At 49.0% G+C, this 18,328-nt stretch carries 21 protein-coding genes; 12 read left to right on the plus strand and 9 right to left on the minus strand.

The features are described from left to right. Positions 1–34 precede the first annotated feature (34 nt). The 5 genes from H7A81_RS09865 to H7A81_RS09885 form a co-directional block, all read right to left on the minus strand. On the minus strand, positions 35–757 hold the full coding sequence (locus H7A81_RS09865; RefSeq protein ID WP_034824356.1) for an RNA polymerase sigma factor FliA: 723 nt from the start codon (positions 755–757) through the stop codon (positions 35–37). Positions 758–900: 143 nt separating this feature from the next. Next, positions 901–1,869 (minus strand): HNH endonuclease signature motif containing protein, encoded by a 969-nt coding sequence (locus H7A81_RS09870; protein WP_182057371.1) that lies wholly within the window; start codon positions 1,867–1,869, stop codon positions 901–903. Positions 1,870–2,038: 169 nt separating this feature from the next. Further along, entirely contained in the window at positions 2,039–2,401 is a 363-nt protein-coding gene (locus H7A81_RS09875) for a cell envelope integrity TolA C-terminal domain-containing protein (RefSeq protein ID WP_182057372.1), read from the minus strand. A gap of 33 nt (positions 2,402–2,434) precedes the next feature. Continuing rightward, complete coding sequence (locus tag H7A81_RS09880; protein ID WP_182057373.1) at positions 2,435–3,133, minus strand: hypothetical protein; 699 nt, start codon at positions 3,131–3,133, stop codon at positions 2,435–2,437. A gap of 42 nt (positions 3,134–3,175) precedes the next feature. After that, positions 3,176–3,535, minus strand: coding sequence for a hypothetical protein (locus H7A81_RS09885; protein WP_182057374.1), 360 nt, complete (start codon positions 3,533–3,535; stop codon positions 3,176–3,178). A 552-nt stretch (positions 3,536–4,087) separates the two neighbouring features. On the opposite strand from H7A81_RS09885, the gene H7A81_RS09890 reads away from it, so the two are divergent. From H7A81_RS09890 to H7A81_RS09920, 7 genes are all read left to right on the plus strand, one after another. Then, entirely contained in the window at positions 4,088–4,798 is a 711-nt protein-coding gene (locus tag H7A81_RS09890) for a hypothetical protein (protein WP_182057375.1), read from the plus strand. A gap of 332 nt (positions 4,799–5,130) precedes the next feature. After that, a complete protein-coding gene (locus H7A81_RS09895; RefSeq protein ID WP_058959866.1) occupies positions 5,131–5,664 on the plus strand; it encodes a fimbrial protein in 534 nt (177 codons plus the stop codon). A 48-nt stretch (positions 5,665–5,712) separates the two neighbouring features. Then, the gene (locus H7A81_RS09900) at positions 5,713–6,396 is read left to right on the plus strand and encodes a molecular chaperone (protein WP_182057376.1); all 684 of its coding nucleotides are present in this window, start codon (positions 5,713–5,715) and stop codon (positions 6,394–6,396) included. A gap of 56 nt (positions 6,397–6,452) precedes the next feature. Beyond that, positions 6,453–9,005, plus strand: a complete 2,553-nt coding sequence (locus H7A81_RS09905; protein ID WP_182057377.1) for a fimbria/pilus outer membrane usher protein — start codon at positions 6,453–6,455, stop codon at positions 9,003–9,005. Positions 9,006–9,017: 12 nt separating this feature from the next. Then, positions 9,018–10,073 (plus strand): fimbrial protein, encoded by a 1,056-nt coding sequence (locus tag H7A81_RS09910; protein WP_255478935.1) that lies wholly within the window; start codon positions 9,018–9,020, stop codon positions 10,071–10,073. 543 nt (positions 10,074–10,616) lie between these two features. Continuing rightward, the gene (locus H7A81_RS09915; protein ID WP_182057378.1) at positions 10,617–10,946 is read left to right on the plus strand and encodes a type 1 fimbrial protein; all 330 of its coding nucleotides are present in this window, start codon (positions 10,617–10,619) and stop codon (positions 10,944–10,946) included. Between the two features lie 160 nt (positions 10,947–11,106). Next, entirely contained in the window at positions 11,107–11,466 is a 360-nt protein-coding gene (locus H7A81_RS09920) for a hypothetical protein (RefSeq protein ID WP_182057379.1), read from the plus strand. Positions 11,467–11,649: 183 nt separating this feature from the next. Here the strand turns inward: H7A81_RS09920 and H7A81_RS09925 are convergent, their stop codons facing one another. Continuing rightward, positions 11,650–13,314, minus strand: a complete 1,665-nt coding sequence (locus H7A81_RS09925; RefSeq protein WP_182057380.1) for a FliC/FljB family flagellin — start codon at positions 13,312–13,314, stop codon at positions 11,650–11,652. A 336-nt stretch (positions 13,315–13,650) separates the two neighbouring features. Between H7A81_RS09925 and fliD the strand changes: the two genes are divergently transcribed. From fliD to fliT, 3 genes are read left to right on the plus strand one after another with little or no spacing between them, the layout of a single operon-like run. Beyond that, positions 13,651–15,078, plus strand: coding sequence for a flagellar filament capping protein FliD (fliD, locus tag H7A81_RS09930; RefSeq protein WP_182057381.1), 1,428 nt, complete (start codon positions 13,651–13,653; stop codon positions 15,076–15,078). A gap of 9 nt (positions 15,079–15,087) precedes the next feature. Then, a complete protein-coding gene (gene fliS, locus H7A81_RS09935) occupies positions 15,088–15,495 on the plus strand; it encodes a flagellar export chaperone FliS (RefSeq protein ID WP_038646375.1) in 408 nt (135 codons plus the stop codon). Continuing rightward, positions 15,495–15,848, plus strand: a complete 354-nt coding sequence (gene fliT, locus H7A81_RS09940) for a flagella biosynthesis regulatory protein FliT (protein ID WP_166932217.1) — start codon at positions 15,495–15,497, stop codon at positions 15,846–15,848. The genes fliS and fliT overlap by 1 nt, the downstream gene beginning before the upstream one ends. A gap of 72 nt (positions 15,849–15,920) precedes the next feature. Here the strand turns inward: fliT and yedD are convergent, their stop codons facing one another. After that, positions 15,921–16,388 (minus strand): lipoprotein YedD, encoded by a 468-nt coding sequence (yedD, locus tag H7A81_RS09945; RefSeq protein WP_182057382.1) that lies wholly within the window; start codon positions 16,386–16,388, stop codon positions 15,921–15,923. 148 nt (positions 16,389–16,536) lie between these two features. Here yedD and H7A81_RS09950 point away from each other — a divergent pair, with 148 nt between their 5' ends. Beyond that, complete coding sequence (locus H7A81_RS09950) at positions 16,537–16,860, plus strand: DUF6388 family protein (RefSeq protein ID WP_182057383.1); 324 nt, start codon at positions 16,537–16,539, stop codon at positions 16,858–16,860. A gap of 197 nt (positions 16,861–17,057) precedes the next feature. Here H7A81_RS09950 and iraP read toward each other — a convergent pair whose 3' ends face one another. Then, on the minus strand, positions 17,058–17,351 hold the full coding sequence (gene iraP / locus H7A81_RS09955; protein ID WP_034824384.1) for an anti-adapter protein IraP: 294 nt from the start codon (positions 17,349–17,351) through the stop codon (positions 17,058–17,060). Positions 17,352–17,520: 169 nt separating this feature from the next. Here iraP and H7A81_RS09960 point away from each other — a divergent pair, with 169 nt between their 5' ends. Then, a complete protein-coding gene (locus H7A81_RS09960; RefSeq protein ID WP_182057384.1) occupies positions 17,521–17,760 on the plus strand; it encodes a DinI-like family protein in 240 nt (79 codons plus the stop codon). 19 nt (positions 17,761–17,779) lie between these two features. Here H7A81_RS09960 and H7A81_RS09965 read toward each other — a convergent pair whose 3' ends face one another. After that, entirely contained in the window at positions 17,780–18,046 is a 267-nt protein-coding gene (locus H7A81_RS09965) for a hypothetical protein (RefSeq protein ID WP_182057385.1), read from the minus strand. Positions 18,047–18,328 lie beyond the last annotated feature (282 nt).

The raw sequence follows: 18,328 nt of genomic DNA on the forward strand, positions 1-18,328 counted from the left end.
ATTTTTATTTTTTCGATGCCAGGTACTGAGTCTGTCAGCGCGCCCCCGCTAACCGGGCACGCAGGCGTTTAATCGCCTGACTGTGCAGTTGACTGACGCGGGATTCCCCCACTTCCAGCACTGCGCCAATCTCTTTCAGGTTCAGTTCTTCCTGGTAGTACAGTGTGAGCACTAATTTTTCACGATCGGGCAATGCCTCGATGGCTTCAATCACGCGATCACGCAGGTTTCCTTCCATTAACTGATGAAGCGGGTTGGCTTCTTCATGCCCATCCGTCACCAGCTCCGCGCTGTCACCGTGTTCTTCCCGATACTCGTCGTAGGAGAAGAGTTGGCTGTTATTGGTATCGAGCAGAATCTGCCGATACTCTTCCAGCGAAACATTCAACTGTTCAGCCACTTCCTGCTCAGTAGCCGAGCGCCCCAACGCTTGTTCTACCTGATGCATCGCACCGGCCACTTCGCGCGCATTACGACGCACGCTGCGAGGTGCCCAGTCGCGGCTGCGCAGTTCATCCAGCATTGCGCCCCGGATACGCTGCACGGCATAAGTGGTAAAGGCGGTGCCTTGCAGCGCGTCGTAGCGCTCCACGGCATTTAATAAACCAATGCCACCGGCCTGCAGCAGATCGTCAAGCTCAACGCTGGCTGGCAGACGTACCTGCAAGCGCAACGCTTCGTGTCGCACCAGAGGAACGTAGCGCTGCCAGAGCGAATGTTTATCCATCACGCCTTCGGGCGTATAGAGATCGTTCACGGTGACTACCCTGCGTTAATAAAGTTATCGGCATGATTATCCAATTCTGTAGGGGTTTCGATTGGCAGAATAGGCGGGCAAAAGCGAGGTTATTTCAAATTTGTTATGGATGGCGGTGGAATGCACCGCCATAGGCGAAGCCGCTAGCGTAGATTGCGCAGCCGTTGCCGCGTGCCAGGCGGCACCGCGTCCCATAATGCACAGGTTTTACCATCAAGTGCCTGATAAAAATCGCTTATCGGCGCTTCAGTTTCGAGCAGCGGATTAAACATCACCTGCCCGGATTCCGCGTCGATACTTATCATTTTATTGATAAACAATCGCTGTAAGTCACTGCGCAGGAACAAGCCGTTATCGACGCTGTTATCGGCAAGAAAACCTTCTTCATTTTCCTGGGTATCGATATAGCAGGCCTCCACCCACGGCCAGCTGTGACGTTCCGTGAGCTGCGTGCCGGTAATAATACAGGCGCCATAGCGCGCTTTAACGGCTGAAGTAAACTCTGCCTGGCTGGCACGCTGGAACACTTTCGCCTTTACGCGCCGCCCGACTTCTGTGCCTGGCATCACCGCCGTCGGCACTTTATGCTGCGGCGTACTCAGCACCACCAGAAACTGAATTTTGCGCGACAGTGGGAAGCAAGGGTGCGCATGGGGATCGAACAGCTGCCAGTACTCCTCCTCTTCCGTCTGTCGCATCAACACCAGTTTGAAGCCCCGACTGGTGAGCAGGTTCTGCGCTTCTGCCGAATTCGGATCCAGCATGGCGTAAACCTGGGTTTCACCCACCACCTTCCAGCGCCCTTCCTTCTTTATCTCATCGTTACGACGGAAATAAAGGAAAGCCTGCTGGCTTTTTAAATAGTGTTCAAAACGGCGCAGATAGTTTTTACGCTCGTTATCTTCCGAGACGAACAACAGATCCTCTAACGGACTGTTGATCTCCTCCTGCGCGAACACCGCGCGGATCACCAAATTGCGAAAGCTGGTCGACGGGCTCAGCAACCCGCGGGCTGTGAGTTCTCTCTCATCAGGATGCTGCTGCGCATAGCGCAACGCGATCTCTTCGAAGGTCAGTAGCTCACCCGGTAACAAGTCATAATTGAAGCGCATAGACACCCCAGAAACAGAAAAAATCGTGCAAAAAATGGGAATGATTCTGGGGAAGTTATCGGCAATTCTGTGCGGGACTGTAACAGGATAGTTACTTTTTTGGGGTTATAGGGGGATGGGGGAAATCATCATCGCTGATGAAATAAAATTTGGTTTATTGCAGGAATAATCACTGCGGGGCAAACATGATCACCATATGTTTGGTCTTCTCATGCACTTCTGCCGAAGGCGGCACCGGCAGTTCAGCATGCTTAGCCGCATACAACGCTTCGGTACAGAGCGATAAATCACCGGTGCGCATATGTAAGCCACTCAGCTGTCCTTTTTCATCCAGATCAATGTCTATCTGACAGGTTTTGCCAATGTAATGGTCGGCGTCAAAAAACTGAGTCTGGATAGCAAAGTGGACGGCGTCATAATAGCTTTTGAGATCGGTCACGACGGGTGCAGTAGGCCTATCAACGTGGTTGCGGGGATGTTTAATCGGTGCACAACCCGCGAGTAACATAACTGCAAAAGGAAGAATTTTCATTGATCACGCCCTGTGAAGTTAATGAAATGTCATTTATAACAGATTTGCCGCCAGATCGAGCACATGATGATGTCTGGCGAGATAACGATCGGAATCTGACTTCTGCACACGCTGAAAATTATTCATTTGATTGAATGAATAATGTGAATTCATCATTGCAGCCAGAATTATAAAATCCAGACCGCTGTTGTGCTGATTCACTTTGCCGTTTTCGGTAAAATTTTTAAGCGGATTGCCAAGGCACTTAATACTTTGGTTAAACCGCCGTAAACCATATTCGACTTCACCGTGATAGTTAACAGTAAGCCAATGCCCTGAAGAATGCGTTACCTGACTACCTCTATGATTGCAGGTAAGCACAGTGTTGTTAGTAATAAGTGTTTTCTCCACCAGTGATCCTAACCTGGGCAGAGAGTAGTCAACATCGGTGCCATTCTGATGGATCATTTTTAGGCTGCGCTTCTGTGCAAGCATGGCAGATTTGGTTTGCGGAGTGAAGCTTAACACCTTAAAAATACTCGTTATTTCATCAAGCCACACGAAAGACAGTTTACGCCATCGCGGCCCATCTGCGATGAGTAATGTATTTTTTAATTTCCCTTTTTCAGGGGGAGTCAATAAAAAAACATTAGATTGAAAATGTATTACTACGTGATGGATATAAAAATGCAATTCGGTATTTAAAATCTCATCCTGATAAAAATAAGATCGAGTTAATTCTTTATCACGCACAGATGCAGCCTTGCCCTAAAATAAATAAAAACTTAAATATAATTATAATTCATTATAAGAAATATCATTTAAATCTGAACATCTTACTGACGCCACATACTTCCTCACCATTCTTCCTGTTATGGTGAAAAACACTGAATAATGCGTCCCCTGCTCAAGTTGAATGCTTTCGCTATCGATACGCAGAGCGCCGATAGTAATCCGACTTTTATGGAAAAAGGCTTCAGCCGGTTTATTCAATAGGTCGCGTTCAACGCTACCCACAATTTGTTCTGGCTTGATTAATGGGCATGTTAATCGGTCTTGCTGAACCTGATTATTCTGGTCCCAACCACTATAACTGGCGAATGCCAATCCGAAGCCGACAACAGCCAGCAAAGGAATAAATAATTTCTTCCCCATCACAAAGTCCATTTAATTAAATTTTTCCGGATTCTAACGCTAACTGCGCAAAAACAGGTTTAACAAAAAGTGCTTCTTGTAACAGTCTAAATAATTTGAAATGTTAGCCATGATAAACTTTCATGCTTTAGGATTCGCTAAAAAACTCAATAACCACGCGCTCTGACAGGATGCCACTCTACTTAAAACTCATCAAAAACTGATGGGATAAACTTTTGCACCACCTACTAATATTAGTAGGTAGAATACAATTCCTTTACGTTTTCAATTGACATTGCAGACACTGCACAGGCATTTTAAAAAAGAAGACCCGCAGGACGAAACCTCTTGAACCATGATTTCATGGGTATTTTTAGCCATTGAATCGCTACTGGCTGGTTAATTCCGGAGCATGTTCAATTGCGTATATCTATTCGTCACTGCTACGCAACCTGTATTCTCCCCTCTCACTGAGAAAACACGGAAGCAATCTAATTATAATTTTAAATCATAAGGTTAACCTGCCACTCGGTCAGGTTTACCCTTGGCTGTTGGTTAAGGACAGATGCAATTATGGACAACGCGAGTTACAAGGAAGTCACGAAATCCGATCGCTATGAAATACTGGCAATGCTGCGCGAGGCGAAAAAACGCAATGGCAGCGTTGAATTTATCCATGATGGTAAAATTATCAGCAGTAATTTTATCGAGCTCGACTTAAGTGGTTTTCAGATCATCGCCGAACTCGATGAAGTTGCGCTTGATAGCCCCTTTATCATGGTGATTCAGGGTACTACTGAGAAAATCGCATTTAATTCTCAACTGATTGCGCGTTCAGCTACGCTCCATCGCCTGACTTTTTCCTTTCCTTCTGAAATTGCTATCACACAACGCCGCAGCAGTGTTCGTGTGACGATCCCAGACCAGTTCGGTTTTATTTGCGAAGGGCGTTTTCGTGATGGCTATGTTCACCGGATGGCGATAAAAGATCTTTCGTTACGAGGCGTGCAATTAATTTGTTCTGGCACACTGCCAACGCTGACCAAACCTGGCATGTTGCTTAAGAGCATGGTGTTAAACCTGCAAAATTACGGCCAGTATCCTGTTGATTTGACCTTGCTCAATTTGAAAGAAATCACGCATTTTGATGCCGACAGTGCTCAGTCAAACTACTTCTCGCTCTCTTGCGCCTTCGCCAAACCTAGCGTTGTTTTGACTCGTCGCATGGAAGAGGTGCTGATGGAACTGATCCTCGATATCAAACGCTTACAGCGAACTCGTTAAACAAGCTTTACATATCCAGCCATAACAATAATACAAGTCATTGTTACTAATCACTTAATTTTAATTTTACCAGCATATTTTGGCGTGAAAATATTAGTTGAATTTGTACTTATCGCAAATGTAAACAAGCTAAAAATGTTTATACCGATAGTTTTTTGAAAATTAAGTGTTAACAACTATCAATCACGCAGGGCCAGAAATTTATAGTCATCGGCAGTTAAGAGTTTTCCTAATGACTATCACGAATCACTGGCCACGCGCTGATTGAATGCAGCGAAGTCGGAATCGGGATAACAAAAATCAACTGAATTCCCACTTTGGAGTAGTACCTGATGAAAAAGATTCTTTTGCCTCTGGCTTCAGCTGCACTGGTTCTGATGACCATGAACGCTCACGCAACCAACGGCACCGTAAAATTCACCGGTAGCATCGTGAAATCTACCTGTACCGTGAATTCAACTGATGCCAACAAAGAAGTTTTCATCGGTAAATACCCTACCACCGCTTTCAGCAAAATTGGCGATGTGACCGCTTCGAAAGCCTTCTCCATCAACCTGGCGAACTGCGACAGCGGCAGCTACACCCTGCGTTTTGATGGCCCAACTGTAGCGGGCAATCCTAACCTGTTAGCAGTCAGCGCAGCGACGGGTGTCGGTATCGAAATCCTGGATAACAACGAGAAAGTGCTGCCAATTAACCAGACTGCTGATGACAACACCGCTTGGGTTACAGCTTCAAGCAGCAATACCACCACACCTAACGGTACTGCAGTATTTAACCTGAAAGCGCGTTACAAATCGTTCAACCAAACTGTAACGCCGGGCGAAGCTAACGCCAGCTCAAGCTTCACCATCGAATACAAGTAATTTAAATCAGCAATCGCCAGGGATGGCAGTCGTCCAGTGAGTGAAAACATGAAAAAGTTATTTGCAGCAGTACTCTTTGTTTATTCTGCGAGCGCCGCTGCAGGTATTCAGGTTGATGAAAGTCGCGTTATTTACAACGGTAATGCGAAATCTGCCTCACTGGACATCCGTAACGACCAAAATGACACCTATATGGTGCAGACCTGGTTGGATCGCGGCGATGCCACTAAAACTCCTAAAGATATTCCGATTCAGGTTATCCCACCCGTTTTAAAACTCGCGGGAAATAAAGAAGCCATTCTGCGTTTTATTTATGCAGGACAAGGTCTGCCGCAGGATCGTGAAACGGTATTTTGGGTCAATGTGCAGGAAATCCCCCCTGCGCCTAAAGAAGCCAACACGCTCCAAATCGCCGTGCGCACACGAGTTAAACTATTTTATCGTCCTGCCAGTCTTAACACCTCGTTGGAACAACAGGTGGAAAAGCTTAAATGGCATAAGCAAAACGATACGCTGGTGGTTGATAACGCGGGTCCACTGAATATCACCTTCTCTGTGCTGAAAGTAAAAAACGCAGCGGGCAAACAGTGGCAAGTGAATGCGGATATGGTGAATGCCTTCGGCAAATTGACGATCAAACTGCCCGCTGGCGCAGAATCAGCAAACAGTGTGCAGGCAAGTTATATCAACGACTTTGGCGGCAACAGTACCGCAAAGCAAAACGCCTTATAAACAAGATTACACACAGCAATTCTATTTTGGTGCATGAAAGCGCGAAACCATGATTAATGAAAACCAATAACAATCATACCGTTAAGCTATCCCTTCTCACCATTGCATTACTTCAGGCCTTTTCTGCCTCAGCAGAAGAGGCTTTTAACACATCCTTTATTCACGGTGACGCGGCAACGGTATCTGAACTGGCAACCGGCGATGATATTTTACCGGGCAGTTATCCCTTCGACATCTATTTGAATGGGCAACGTGTTGACCATCGTGATGTTGAATTCCGCAAATCTTCGCCTGAAAAAGCCATTGCGCCTTGCTTATCCGCTGAGCAGTTGATTGCTTATGGTGTCGATCTCGCAGCGGCAACCTCTGCAGAAAGCTGCGTTGATTTAGCTAATACCTTTAAAGATGCTAGCGTCAGTTATGACGCCGCAGTGCAACGCGTGGATCTCTCGGTTCCGCAGGTATTTTTGATTCCGGTGCCAAAGGGTGCGATTTCCCCGCTGGTGTATGACAACGGCATTAATGCTGCCTTCGTCAATTACAACTTCAATGGCTCCGACAATCGTCTTCATGACAACGGCAACCAAAGCAGCAGCCAATATTATTATCTGTCTTCACGCAGCGGCGTGAATCTTGGCCGCTGGCGCGTACGCAACACTTCGACGTGGCAGAAACAGAGCGGTGAGCGCAGTCACTGGACACCGATTTCCACCTGGGCCGAAACCGATATCATCTCCTGGCGCTCACGCTTACTGCTCGGTCAAAGCAGTACCAGCAACAGCGTGTTTGATAGCTTTCAGTTCCGGGGCGCGCAACTCTCCAGCGTGTCCGAAATTCTGCCAGACAGCCTGCGCGGTTATGCGCCGGTGATTCGCGGCGTGGCACGCACCAACGCACGCGTTGACGTGCAGCAAAATGGCTATACCGTTTACAGCGCCAGCGTCGCTCCTGGTCCATTTGCCTTAAATGATGTCTATCCCAGCACCTTAAGTGGTGACTTACAGGTCACCATTTATGAAGCTGACGGATCGCGACAGCACTACTCTGTACCCTTCTCTTCCGTGGCGAACATGCTGCGCGAAGGAATCTGGGATTACGCCTTTACGCTGGGTCGCTATCAGGATGGATCCACCGCCTATCATCCTCAGTTTGTGCAGGCCACGCTGTCACGCGGATTGCCCTATGAGATTACGCCTTATGGTGGCGTGCTATTTGCCGATCACTATAGCTCGGCGGTCGTCGGGATGGGGAAAAGCCTCGGCATGCTCGGCGCCGCATCTTTTGATACCGCGTGGTCAAAAACTGATTTAGCCAACGGAGATCAGAAACAGGGTGCCAGTTTCCGTTTTCTCTATTCCAAATCACTCAATACCCTGGGTACTGAACTGCAAATTGCGGGCTATCGCTACTCCACTTCGGGCTATTACGATTTTAGCGATATGGTGGCCGAGCGCGCCAACTATGAAAATGGTCGCTATCTCAACGACTACACCGATACCAGTGAAGTGACCAACGGCGTGCCGTCCTGGGCAGATACCCGTCGTAACACCTATTACACCAACCAGTACAACAACAAACGCCAACGTCTCGAACTGACCATTAATCAGCATATCGGTCCGGTATCGGTGTATGCCTCTATGACCAATCAGACCTATTGGGGTTCTGAAAACCGCGATCGTACGCTGCAAACCGGTCTCAACAGCAGTTGGGGGAAAGTGAATTACGGTGTGTTCCTGCAGGACACACAAAGCAACTACGGCGAACACGATCGCAGCGTATCCCTCACGCTGTCGGTGCCGTTCAATGCCTTTGAAAACCAACCGGTCACAGCCACCTTTAACCTGGCCGACAGCAAACAGAGTGGCAGCAGCTATAACACCGGTCTGAGCGGCAGCCTGCTGGATGACAATCGCCTCAACTATTATGTGCAAACCGGTAAGGCCAGCCATGCCGGACAGACCAGCACTGCCGATGTGGGTTACATGGGCAGCATGGGCAATGCAGAATTGGGTTATACCTACAGCGACGCTTATCAACAAACCAACCTTAATCTGTCGGGCGGCGCACTGCTGCATTCTGGCGGCTTAACACTCACGCAGCCACTGCAAAACACCGTGGTATTGGTGGAAGCCAAAGAGGCTCAAGGTGTCCGTCTGGAAAATCAGCCGGGAGTAGCGATCAATCGTTCCGGCTATGCGGTGATGACCTCGGCCACCGCCTATCACCACAACCGTGTGGCGCTGCGCACCGATGATATCGGCGCCGGTCTGGATATTCCTCTGGCCGTCAAAGACGTGGTGCCAACCTATGGCGCCATCAGCCGCGTGACCTTTGAAACCCGCAGCGGCAAGAGTGCGCTGATTCATGCGCAGTTACCGGATGGTGATGTTCCGGCGATAGGTGCTTCGGTATTTAACCAAAACGGCAGCAACCTCGGTGTGGTCGGCACCAATGGCAGCACCTTTGTGTCCGGTGTGGCCAGCGGCGAACGCCTGCAGCTGCGCTGGGGCAGTTCCGATAACGAACACTGCTGGATCACGCTGCCGGAATTAGAGAACGGTTCACAAGCAGGTTATCAGGAATTTACTCTGCGCTGCACGCCCAATTAAAAGGAAGTATTGATGCGTTTTCTTCATTTTCGTGGCGTGATGCACGCCTGTTTAACGCTGCTGGCGCTGAGTACTGCCCTGTTTTCTCCGAGCAGTTTTGCCCTGTCTTGCAAAGAAGCGGGATCCGGCAATATTCGCCAGATCATCCCGATTGAGAATGAAATTTCCGTCTCTACCGCCACGTTAAAAGCCGGGACGATTCTGTGGCGCTCGCAGAACTACACCTCGACATTTAGTTGTGAAGATACCAACGGCTACCCTAATGGTGAAAATGCTTACCTGTATTGGGATCCGCTGAGCCAGATGCAGTCTATCCATCCTTCGATAGAAGTGGGTGTGACTTATAACAGTATTGATATTAAACCGGTTAAAGGTTCGCGCACCGATGTCGGTCAGGGCACGGTATGCCGTAGGGTTTCCAGTTGGGGCGGAAGTTACTGTCAGTCTCCGGCGCGATCGCAAACTGTGACGGTTAACTACTCCATCTATATTAAAGCCACCGGCAGCGCGCCGCCGTCCAGTGGTAAGATTTCCAACACGGGTCAATATGCGATCTTCCAGGTGGATGGTGTATTAGGACTCAACAGCACACCAGACAGCAACTTCCGCGCCTTTATCACTGGTCTGGGCAATATCCGTTTTATCTCCTGCTCACCGCAGGTCAATATCTCTTCAAATAACGGTTCGACGGTCAATTTCGGCAGCCTGCCATCACGTAATGCCAGCGCGGGCGTGATTGAAAAACGCGTGCCTTTCGCGGTCGTCGCCAACCTGACCAATGCGGGTCAGGACTGTCAGGGACAGACGTTCGTCGCCAGCTTTAGCACCACTTACCCGACCAGCGGCACGGATATCATCATGCCGAGCACTGACAGCGGCTTCGGTATTTCGGTCTCAACTGCAGATAATCAGGACAGTTTCATTCCGATGAACACCAGTGTGGCGTTGGGTTATGCCAACGGTCAGGTGGTGCAGAATAACTTTATCGCCACGCTGCGCTGGCTTAACAGCAACCCAAAGATTGGGGATTTCTCCGCGTCAGCGAATGTGGATGTGACCTTTAAGTAGCTTCGAAACACAGCGTCTCCTCCAAAGCCGGTATTATGCGTACCGGCTTTTGTTTACCTCTCGATCTGCCTCTTGCCTTCATCCTATCAACTGCAGCCTCCACACCTTTGGTAGCGACACAACTTATCGCCATTTTTACGTCCAAAAGTCATCAAAGCTAAACGCCATCAAATACGATTCAATTAAGATGTGCGTTTTTCACACCAAATCCTGCGGCTTTTTTTCAATCTATTTCAACGCTCATTTTTTAACCTATGTTCACTTCAGCATTTTTGCAGCATTCCCGACTCCCTCTTCCCGTTAAGTACAGGTAAAAACCCTCAACCTAGAAAAATTTGCGATAAGGCAGTCAACTATCCCTTCATTGTTTATGTGAATTAATTACTGATAATTGATCGGAAAAAACATTGGTTACTTAAGTCAAAGTATGCTGTGCAGATCAATCGGTTAGGCTATGCTCCTCATTAATGACGCAGCTTCGGAGAAATCCTAATCCGGATTGCACATCTTGATACGGCAACGTAGAGCATAAGGAAGCGAACAATGATGAAAAATATCGGTACTCTCAGCAAGGTTGCGGTATTTGCTTTATTGATGGGTGCAGCGAGCACCGCTTCTGCCAGCGAGCAGTTTGGTGTGGTGGGAAAAGGCCGCGTGCACTTCAGTGGTGAGATCTACCAACCTGCCTGCCGTATCAATGTGAATCAAGCCGCGATCACCAGCCGCTGTTTCGAGCAAGGCGAGTATCATCAGCAGTCACTGTCCACTTCAGACGTGCAGACCATCGCCTTCAACAACCGCCGTTATGAAGCGCAACTGGATTGGTTGAGCGATGCGAAACGCGAAGGGATTTTGACGGTGAACTACCGCTAATTACCTGACGAATGGATAAAGGCCGCGATTCACAATCGCGGCTTTTTTATTTGTAAAGCGCCAGTTTGCGCTTAATTCAGTCCGAACCATAGGCAGAACCCATTAACTGGCTAATTGCATTGATTATGATTTCCGGTATCAATAATAAGGAAATCAAACGATGCACAGCAAATTTGGCAGTCAACTTTTCTCACTGCTGGTTTTAGGATTGGGTGCCGCAGGCTTTTACGCTTATGCCAAGAAAACTGACTTTCAGCAGGATCAACTTGCCTGCATCAATATTGATCATCAGCGCGTGCAGAATGAAGTGGAAGACGATCTGCTGAACCATGCTAATCCGGCGTTTTTTGGCACGTTTCAGGTGCAAATTGGCTCGCTGTATATTCATCCGACAACGCTGAATGCAACTAGCACCCATATTGTGGTGCCGTTTTCGCTGGAAAATAATGGCAGGACGACGGAGTTCGAGGCGAAGGTGCGGTGTTCGGATTTAGGGGATATTGGGTATAGCCGGATTTAACATTAGCAAATCTTTCACCTCATTAGTAGCGGCGCGATTTATCGCGCTATTTTGTTAATTCATCCTAAAATATCCCCCCTTCGCGCAATAAATTTCGCCGCAGCGAGTCGTGCGATTTGCTAAATGGCAACCATAAAAAAACCTCGCCGAAGCGAGGTTTGGTAAGCAAGGAGCTTAGAGCGATTAGCCCTGCAGCAGAGACAGAACCTGCTGTGGAACCTGGTTAGCTTTCGCCAACACTGAGTTACCCGCCTGCTGGATGATCTGTGCTTTAGACATGTTTGAAACTTCAGTGGCGTAGTCAGCATCCTGAATACGAGACTGTGCTTCAGACAGGTTGGTGGTGGTGTTGTTCAGGTTAGTTACCGCTGAATCCAGACGGTTCTGAATCGCACCCAGTGAAGAACGGAACTTATCGATGCTGCTGATAGCTGAGTCCAGTGCTGCCAGTGGATCGGTAGTTGCAGTGCCGGCGCTGGTGGTGTCAGTGGTCAATTTACCCGCAGAGCTAACGTATGCTGTCGCACCCACTTCAGCAGCATATTTACCAGAACCGCTACCACCAGCGGCTACAGTTACAGCACCAGTATCAGCGTTAACTGAGTAGTTTGTTGTATAAGAAGCAGTTGTAGTCAGTTCACCATCATTATCAACATAAGTGTCAGACGATGTGCCTGAAGTAAAGGTCGCGTCATACTTCAGCGCTTCATTGTTGAACGTAATTGTGGTCGTCCCAGTGTCAGCTTTAACAGTTGCCAACAGAGCATCAGACGCAACAGTATCTTTATAAGTTGCGCCACCAGTGTTGCCTGCAAACTTATAAGTTTTGCCGCCGAAATCAACTGATGAAGCACCACCAGTATTTGCATCAGCTGCGGTGAACAAATCACCCATTGTAGCGCCAGTAGTTGCACCATCAACGTTGTTGGTGGTAAGCGCGCCATTTGACAGATAAGCAGTCTGACCACCGATAGTGATGTTGCCTGAAGCATCAACATCAAAGTTTACTTTACCGGTAGTAGAAGTGTAAGTGCCTGACTGAGTCTGACCAGCAGTAGCTTTGAGCTTATCACCTTCAGTACCAACACTTGCACTTGCGATGGTTTTAGTAGTGGTGAAGTTTTTGTTAGTTGCATCGTAAGTGTAATCTGCACCACCCACATTGACAGTGTCGCCAGTTGACAGCTTAGCAAACGCCTTATCAGCAGTCAGAGCGTCGAAATCTGTAGTAACGGTGTAAACACCGTTAGTTGGACCAGTTGCGTTAGCAGCTGTCAGATCGCTTACAGTAGCCGCTTTGTTAGCGATTGAACCCGTACCGTTAACGTTAAAACCGTTCAGGCCCAGAGTTTTAGAGTCAATCTGCTTCAGGTCGATGTTGATTGTCTGGCCATCGTTCGCGCCAACCTGAATTTTCAGGGTGCCGTCTTTAGACAATACGTTCACGCCGTTGAAGGTAGTCTGACCTGATACGCGGTCAATCTCGTCCAGACGTGATTTGATTTCGTCCTGGATTGAGTCCAGGTCAGACTGGCTGTTGGTGCCGTTCTGAGACTGTACAGTCAGTTCACGAACACGCTGTAAGTTGTTGTTGATTTCAGACAGTGCGCCTTCAGTGGTCTGCGCAGCAGAGATACCGTCGTTGGCGTTACGAGCAGCCTGAGTCAAGCCGGTGATGTTAGACTGGAAGCGGTTGGCAATTGCCTGACCTGCTGCATCGTCTTTAGCGCTGTTGATACGCAGACCAGAAGACAGACGCTCGATAGAGGTAGACAGAGCAGACTGGTTCTTGTTGATGTTGTTCTGGGTGATCAGCGAGAGGCTGTTGGTGTTAATTACTTGAGCCATGGTTTAAGTTCCTATTAATCAAGTCTTTGGTTATGGTTTGGGCTTCAACCCGCCGGCTTCAGCGCCGTCAAAGTTGTTATCGTCTGTGCTTAAACAACCTTTAGAGATTTTTTAGTACCAGGCGAAAAATTTTCCCTTCAACCTGTCACGCTTATCTTTATCGCCCTGCGCCCGCACTTCTTTAGTGCAACCTGATCATTTTTCTAGCGCCAGAAATACCCTTCTCTATAGCCTTTATTCGCTTTATCACTCGCTGGTAAATAAATCTAAACTTTGCCTCAAATAAGCCGATAACCGCGGTATTCACTCTCCGTGTCGACATGAAAAGGAAACAACATGGCTAGTATCACTACCCTCGGTGTCGGTTCAGGCCTCGACTTAAGTAGCATCCTGGATAGCTTATCCACTGCGGAAAAAGCTTCCTTAACACCGATCTCTAATCAGCAGAGCGCTTATACCGCGAAGCTGAGTGCTTACGGTACGCTCTCCAGTGCGTTGACAACGTTCCAGACGGCGAACACCGCACTGAACAGTGCTGACCTGTTCTCCGCCACCACCGCCACCAGTAGCAGCAGCGCTTTTAGCGCGACAACGTCTGGCACTGTGGTTGCCGGTAAATACAATGTGGCGGTTACGCAACTGGCACAGGCACAGACCCTCACCTCTGCGGTACAAACCAGCAACACCACCGCATTGGGTGACAGCTCAGCCACCAGCCGCACTCTGACCATTAAGCTGACTGATGGCACCAGCAAAGATATCTCGCTGACCACCGACCAGACATCATTGACCGGCATGCGTGATGCCATCAATGGTGCCAGTGCCGGCGTTAGCGCCAGTATTATCAAGGTGGCCGACGGTTCTTACCGCTTGTCGCTGACCTCTTCCAAAACGGGTGAGGCAAACGCCGTTTCATCGATTAGCGTGACGGGTGATGACACCCTGAACAATATCGTAGGTTTTGATTCGACCAAGACCGATGCCGATAACCCGATGGATGTGAGTGTGGCGGCGCAGGATGCCAAACTGACGGTGAACAACGTTGAGATCACCAACAGCAGCAACACCATCAGTGATGCGCTGGAAGGAATCACGCTAAACCTGACCGACACCACTTCAGGCAACCAAACGCTGACCGTCGCGCAAGATACCTCTAAAGCGACCACCGCGATCTCTAATTTTGTTGATGCTTACAACACCCTGCTGGATCAGTTCAATACACTGACCAAATACACCGCGGTGGATGTCGGTTCAGATGCGCAAGATACCAGCAATGGTGCTCTGGTGGGTGATAGCACACTGCGCGGGATCCAGACGCAGATAAAGAGCATGCTGACCAACTCATCAAGCTCTTCAACCTATAAAACGCTGGCACAGATAGGCATCACGACTGATCCAACGACGGGTGAATTGACGCTGGATTCCGACAAGCTCAAAACCGAGCTGACGAAAGATCCAGATGGCATCAAGCAGATGATTGTGGGCGACGGTAAAACCACCGGCATTACCACCACCTTAGCCACCAACCTCACCAGTTGGCTCTCATCAACCGGCAGCATTCAGTCAGCGAAAGACGGCGTGAGTAAAACGCTGAACAATCTGACTCAGCAATACAACGATATGAACACGCGAGTGAATAATCTCATCGCGCGTTACAAAGCGCAGTTTACCCAGCTCGACGTCACCATGAGCTCGCTGAACAGCACCAGTTCTTACCTGACGCAGCAGTTCGATACGTCAAGCAGCTCTAGCTCGAAATCGTAAGGAGTGAACATGTACAGCGCAAATGGCACTCAGGCCTATGCAAAAATTGGTGTGGAAAGCTCGGTGATGAGCGCCAACCAACAGCAACTGATTACGCTGCTGTTTGACGGCGCGATCAGTGCACTGATCCGTGCCCGCCTGTTTATGCAGGATGGCAATATTCAGGGAAAAGGTAATTCGATTTCCAAAGCTATCAACATCATCGAAAGCGGACTGAAGCAGGGTCTGGATGAGCAGTCAGGCGATGACCTCACCGATAATCTGTTAGGTCTTTATGCTTATATGGTTCGCCGTTTGATTCAGGCGAATCTGCGTAATGATGTTGAAGCTCTCGAAGAAGTAGAAGGTCTTCTGCGTAATATCGCGGATGCCTGGAAAGAAGTCGCACAACCTCAACACCTTCAGGACGCCGTTTAATGAATAACGCACCGCAACTGATAAACGTTTACCAACAGCTACTCGATCTCAGCCATGGAATGCTGCGCCTGGCCGCAGACGGCGAATGGGATGACCTGATTATTAAGGAAGTGGATTACGTCAGTGCGGTGCAAACTTTGGCCCGCTCGACTGAGGCCTCGCCACCGTCCAACTATTTGCAAGAACAACTGCGTCCGGTACTGCGCCATATCCTGGACAATGAGAGTGAAGTCAGACGTCTACTACAGGCGCGCATGGATGAACTGTCGCAGTTGATTGGTCAATCCACAATGCAAAAGTCGGTCATGAGTGCTTACGGCAAGCAAGGTAATGTCTATCTGCCACAGAATTAATTTGCGGCGGGCTGAATGAAAAACGGGTGAGCTGATGCTCACCCGTTTTTATTTGGTGCTGTGCTCGCAAAATCACTTCTGCGCAGGGACCGACACCGGCTCCATAATCTGCGGCTGAATATCCTGAATCACCGCATCCTTCGGACGCTTCGCCACTTCTTTCAGCGCCTGCTGGCACTCGACAGTGGGTTGATCGACCTTACGCATGCGCAAGCCGTCATAACGCAGTTCACCGTTCTCCAGCGTCATCGGCATCACGCGCACCTGACGCGTCACGTTGACCCAATCGTCTCCCAATCGCGTTAACTTGCCTGGCTTGGCAATTACGCGCTGCCACTGGCGGCAGTCCAGCGTGTCGCCTTCTGCACCAATGATCAGGCTGCCCATCGCCTGGCCACTGATCAACTTGCTCTGCGGTCCGACAGTCTGCCAGTTACCTTGCAATTCCACTGGTGCCGGGGTCTTTACCGCTTCATCGTAATTGCTGATTTGCGCACATCCGCTCAAGCCCAGCGCGGCCAATACCATCCACTTTTTCATTCCTGGTCCCTACACTCGCCTCGATGGCGGCTACGTTATAATTTTTCGCGTAAGTTACGCAAGGAATCTCGGTGAAAACCCGGCTGAGCCTGACAATACGGCTCGCGCACGTTACACTAGCGCGCAAGTCGATAAGCAGGAAATTCGCATGAAAACCCCAGAAGAGTATTACGCCCAGGCACGCACGATGTTTTTTGCCGCGCACGCCGATTTTCAAGTCGCGCTGGATGAACTAACCGAGAGCGACGCGCGCGCGGCCAACTTGTCACTGCGCCAACTGCGTGAGTGGCACGCTGAGCGCATTTATGCCGCATTCTTACGCCAGAAAAAGCTGGATGGCATGCTGTTTTCCATTCAACTGGCAGAGCCTGATAAAGCGGTTGCTGCTGAAGCCATTGAAACTTACCTGAAATCCCATGCGGAAGCGCTCGGCATGACGTGGGAAGAGTTTTGCATTAAGAACGAACTTTAAGCGCAGCGGCCCTAAAAATATATCTCAAACACACCTCCAACCACACAAATCGGCAAGGAAAAAGTTGTACAAATCCGAGTAAGTTGTATAACTTGTATCTGACGGCTTCGGTCGTAGATTGTCCTTGAACGAAGGTGCTATTGCGCCGCCTCTGGAGGAGTTGCTGGATTTCCCCTCCAGAGGTAGTATTTTTTCCGCTATCCTTCTCGCTCGACCCCCTTCACTTCGACATAACGCGCAACGGCCAGCAGCCGATTAATGTGTGTCAGCAGCAGATCCACATCTGACTGGAGGAACTGCTCACCAGAGCGCGATGCAGTAACGATGGCATCCTGCACGGTTTCCGTAATGGTGAGCGTGTTGTCTTCTTTAGCCTGAATCAGTAATGCCGCCAGTAACAGCGACTGCGCTTCAACCTGCGCCACCAGCTCTTTTGCTTCGGTATCCATCTTTGCCATTTTCAGCAGAATATCGATCACCAGTTGCCGCATATTACCCCCTCATGAGTCCATTTCCCTGTGTAACGCTGTTGAGTATCAGCGCAAAAGCGTTGTTGCGCTTGCCAGAAACAAAAAAATTTAGCAGCGCAACGGTTCATCGCTTGCCACTGGTTTTATTTACAGTAATATGGCGCACCCGCTTTATAAATGGAATGCCCTGATGTTTGTGGAGTTGATTTACGATAAACGCAACGTTGCCGGTCTGCCGGGCGCACGTGAGATGATATTGGAGGAGCTTGAGAAACGCGTACAACGCGTGTTTCCAGAGGTAGAGGTGCGCGTTAAACCGATGGAACGCAATGCTATCGATACCGATTTAAGTAAGAACGATAAAGCGACAGTGGCACGTATTGTCGAAGAGATGTTCGATGAAGCCGAAATGTGGCTGGTGGCCGAGTAAACCACCAGCGCGAGGGAACTTAGCTTTCTTGCTCGCTGTGATTGATGGCGATTTCTAAATCCTGAATCGCCAGCTCGATATCATCTAACAGCTGTCCCTGCTTGTTGAGCAGCGTGTCAAATCGTCCCGCATACTCTATGTCTTTGTACTCGCCTGCATCAAATGCCAACCAGTGGCTGGATAGCGTCTCAGTATTAGTCTGCGCATAGTGACGCATCTCTTTTAACTGGGAGGTGACATCACGCAGGTAGTCAGTTTTGGTTTTGATTGCCTCTGTATCACTCATGCTATCTTCCTTTTCGCTAATTAAACCCGTTTAAATAACGTTTGAATCATTAAAGTTAGTAGAAAATAGCGAGACCGCATTAAGAATAATCGGAAGATGGAAAGGCGACCCGAAAGCCGCCTGAGCATTACAGATATTTGCGCGCGAGGGCGATTAGCTCATCCTTTGCCGCCGCACCTAGCTTCTCAACCCCATTTTCAACAAAGTTAAATGCCTGAGTGAAGTCCTTCACGCTGGCGTTGATGTCCTGATTGACAGCATCCGTAATGACTCCCACGGCAG

Source organism: Pantoea sp. ME81, from assembly GCF_903970985.1.
In the GTDB taxonomy this organism is placed as follows: Bacteria; Pseudomonadota; Gammaproteobacteria; order Enterobacterales; family Enterobacteriaceae; genus Pantoea; species Pantoea communis.

What these genes read in the sequence shown, in the direction of transcription:
- H7A81_RS09870 (WP_182057371.1), bottom strand. Translation starts at nt 1,869, where the DNA reads ATGCGCTTCAATTATGACTTGTTACCGGGTGAGCTACTGACCTTCGAA.
- H7A81_RS09875 (WP_182057372.1), bottom strand. Translation starts at nt 2,401, where the DNA reads ATGAAAATTCTTCCTTTTGCAGTTATGTTACTCGCGGGTTGTGCACCG.
- H7A81_RS09885 (WP_182057374.1), bottom strand. Translation starts at nt 3,535, where the DNA reads ATGGGGAAGAAATTATTTATTCCTTTGCTGGCTGTTGTCGGCTTCGGA.
- H7A81_RS09890 (WP_182057375.1), top strand. Translation starts at nt 4,088, where the DNA reads ATGGACAACGCGAGTTACAAGGAAGTCACGAAATCCGATCGCTATGAA.
- H7A81_RS09895 (WP_058959866.1), top strand. Translation starts at nt 5,131, where the DNA reads ATGAAAAAGATTCTTTTGCCTCTGGCTTCAGCTGCACTGGTTCTGATG.
- H7A81_RS09900 (WP_182057376.1), top strand. Translation starts at nt 5,713, where the DNA reads ATGAAAAAGTTATTTGCAGCAGTACTCTTTGTTTATTCTGCGAGCGCC.
- H7A81_RS09905 (WP_182057377.1), top strand. Translation starts at nt 6,453, where the DNA reads ATGAAAACCAATAACAATCATACCGTTAAGCTATCCCTTCTCACCATT.
- H7A81_RS09910 (WP_255478935.1), top strand. Translation starts at nt 9,018, where the DNA reads ATGCGTTTTCTTCATTTTCGTGGCGTGATGCACGCCTGTTTAACGCTG.
- H7A81_RS09915 (WP_182057378.1), top strand. Translation starts at nt 10,617, where the DNA reads ATGATGAAAAATATCGGTACTCTCAGCAAGGTTGCGGTATTTGCTTTA.
- H7A81_RS09920 (WP_182057379.1), top strand. Translation starts at nt 11,107, where the DNA reads ATGCACAGCAAATTTGGCAGTCAACTTTTCTCACTGCTGGTTTTAGGA.
- H7A81_RS09925 (WP_182057380.1), bottom strand. Translation starts at nt 13,314, where the DNA reads ATGGCTCAAGTAATTAACACCAACAGCCTCTCGCTGATCACCCAGAAC.
- fliD (WP_182057381.1), top strand. Translation starts at nt 13,651, where the DNA reads ATGGCTAGTATCACTACCCTCGGTGTCGGTTCAGGCCTCGACTTAAGT.
- fliS (WP_038646375.1), top strand. Translation starts at nt 15,088, where the DNA reads ATGTACAGCGCAAATGGCACTCAGGCCTATGCAAAAATTGGTGTGGAA.
- fliT (WP_166932217.1), top strand. Translation starts at nt 15,495, where the DNA reads ATGAATAACGCACCGCAACTGATAAACGTTTACCAACAGCTACTCGAT.
- yedD (WP_182057382.1), bottom strand. Translation starts at nt 16,388, where the DNA reads ATGAAAAAGTGGATGGTATTGGCCGCGCTGGGCTTGAGCGGATGTGCG.
- H7A81_RS09950 (WP_182057383.1), top strand. Translation starts at nt 16,537, where the DNA reads ATGAAAACCCCAGAAGAGTATTACGCCCAGGCACGCACGATGTTTTTT.
- iraP (WP_034824384.1), bottom strand. Translation starts at nt 17,351, where the DNA reads ATGCGGCAACTGGTGATCGATATTCTGCTGAAAATGGCAAAGATGGAT.
- H7A81_RS09960 (WP_182057384.1), top strand. Translation starts at nt 17,521, where the DNA reads ATGTTTGTGGAGTTGATTTACGATAAACGCAACGTTGCCGGTCTGCCG.
- H7A81_RS09965 (WP_182057385.1), bottom strand. Translation starts at nt 18,046, where the DNA reads ATGAGTGATACAGAGGCAATCAAAACCAAAACTGACTACCTGCGTGAT.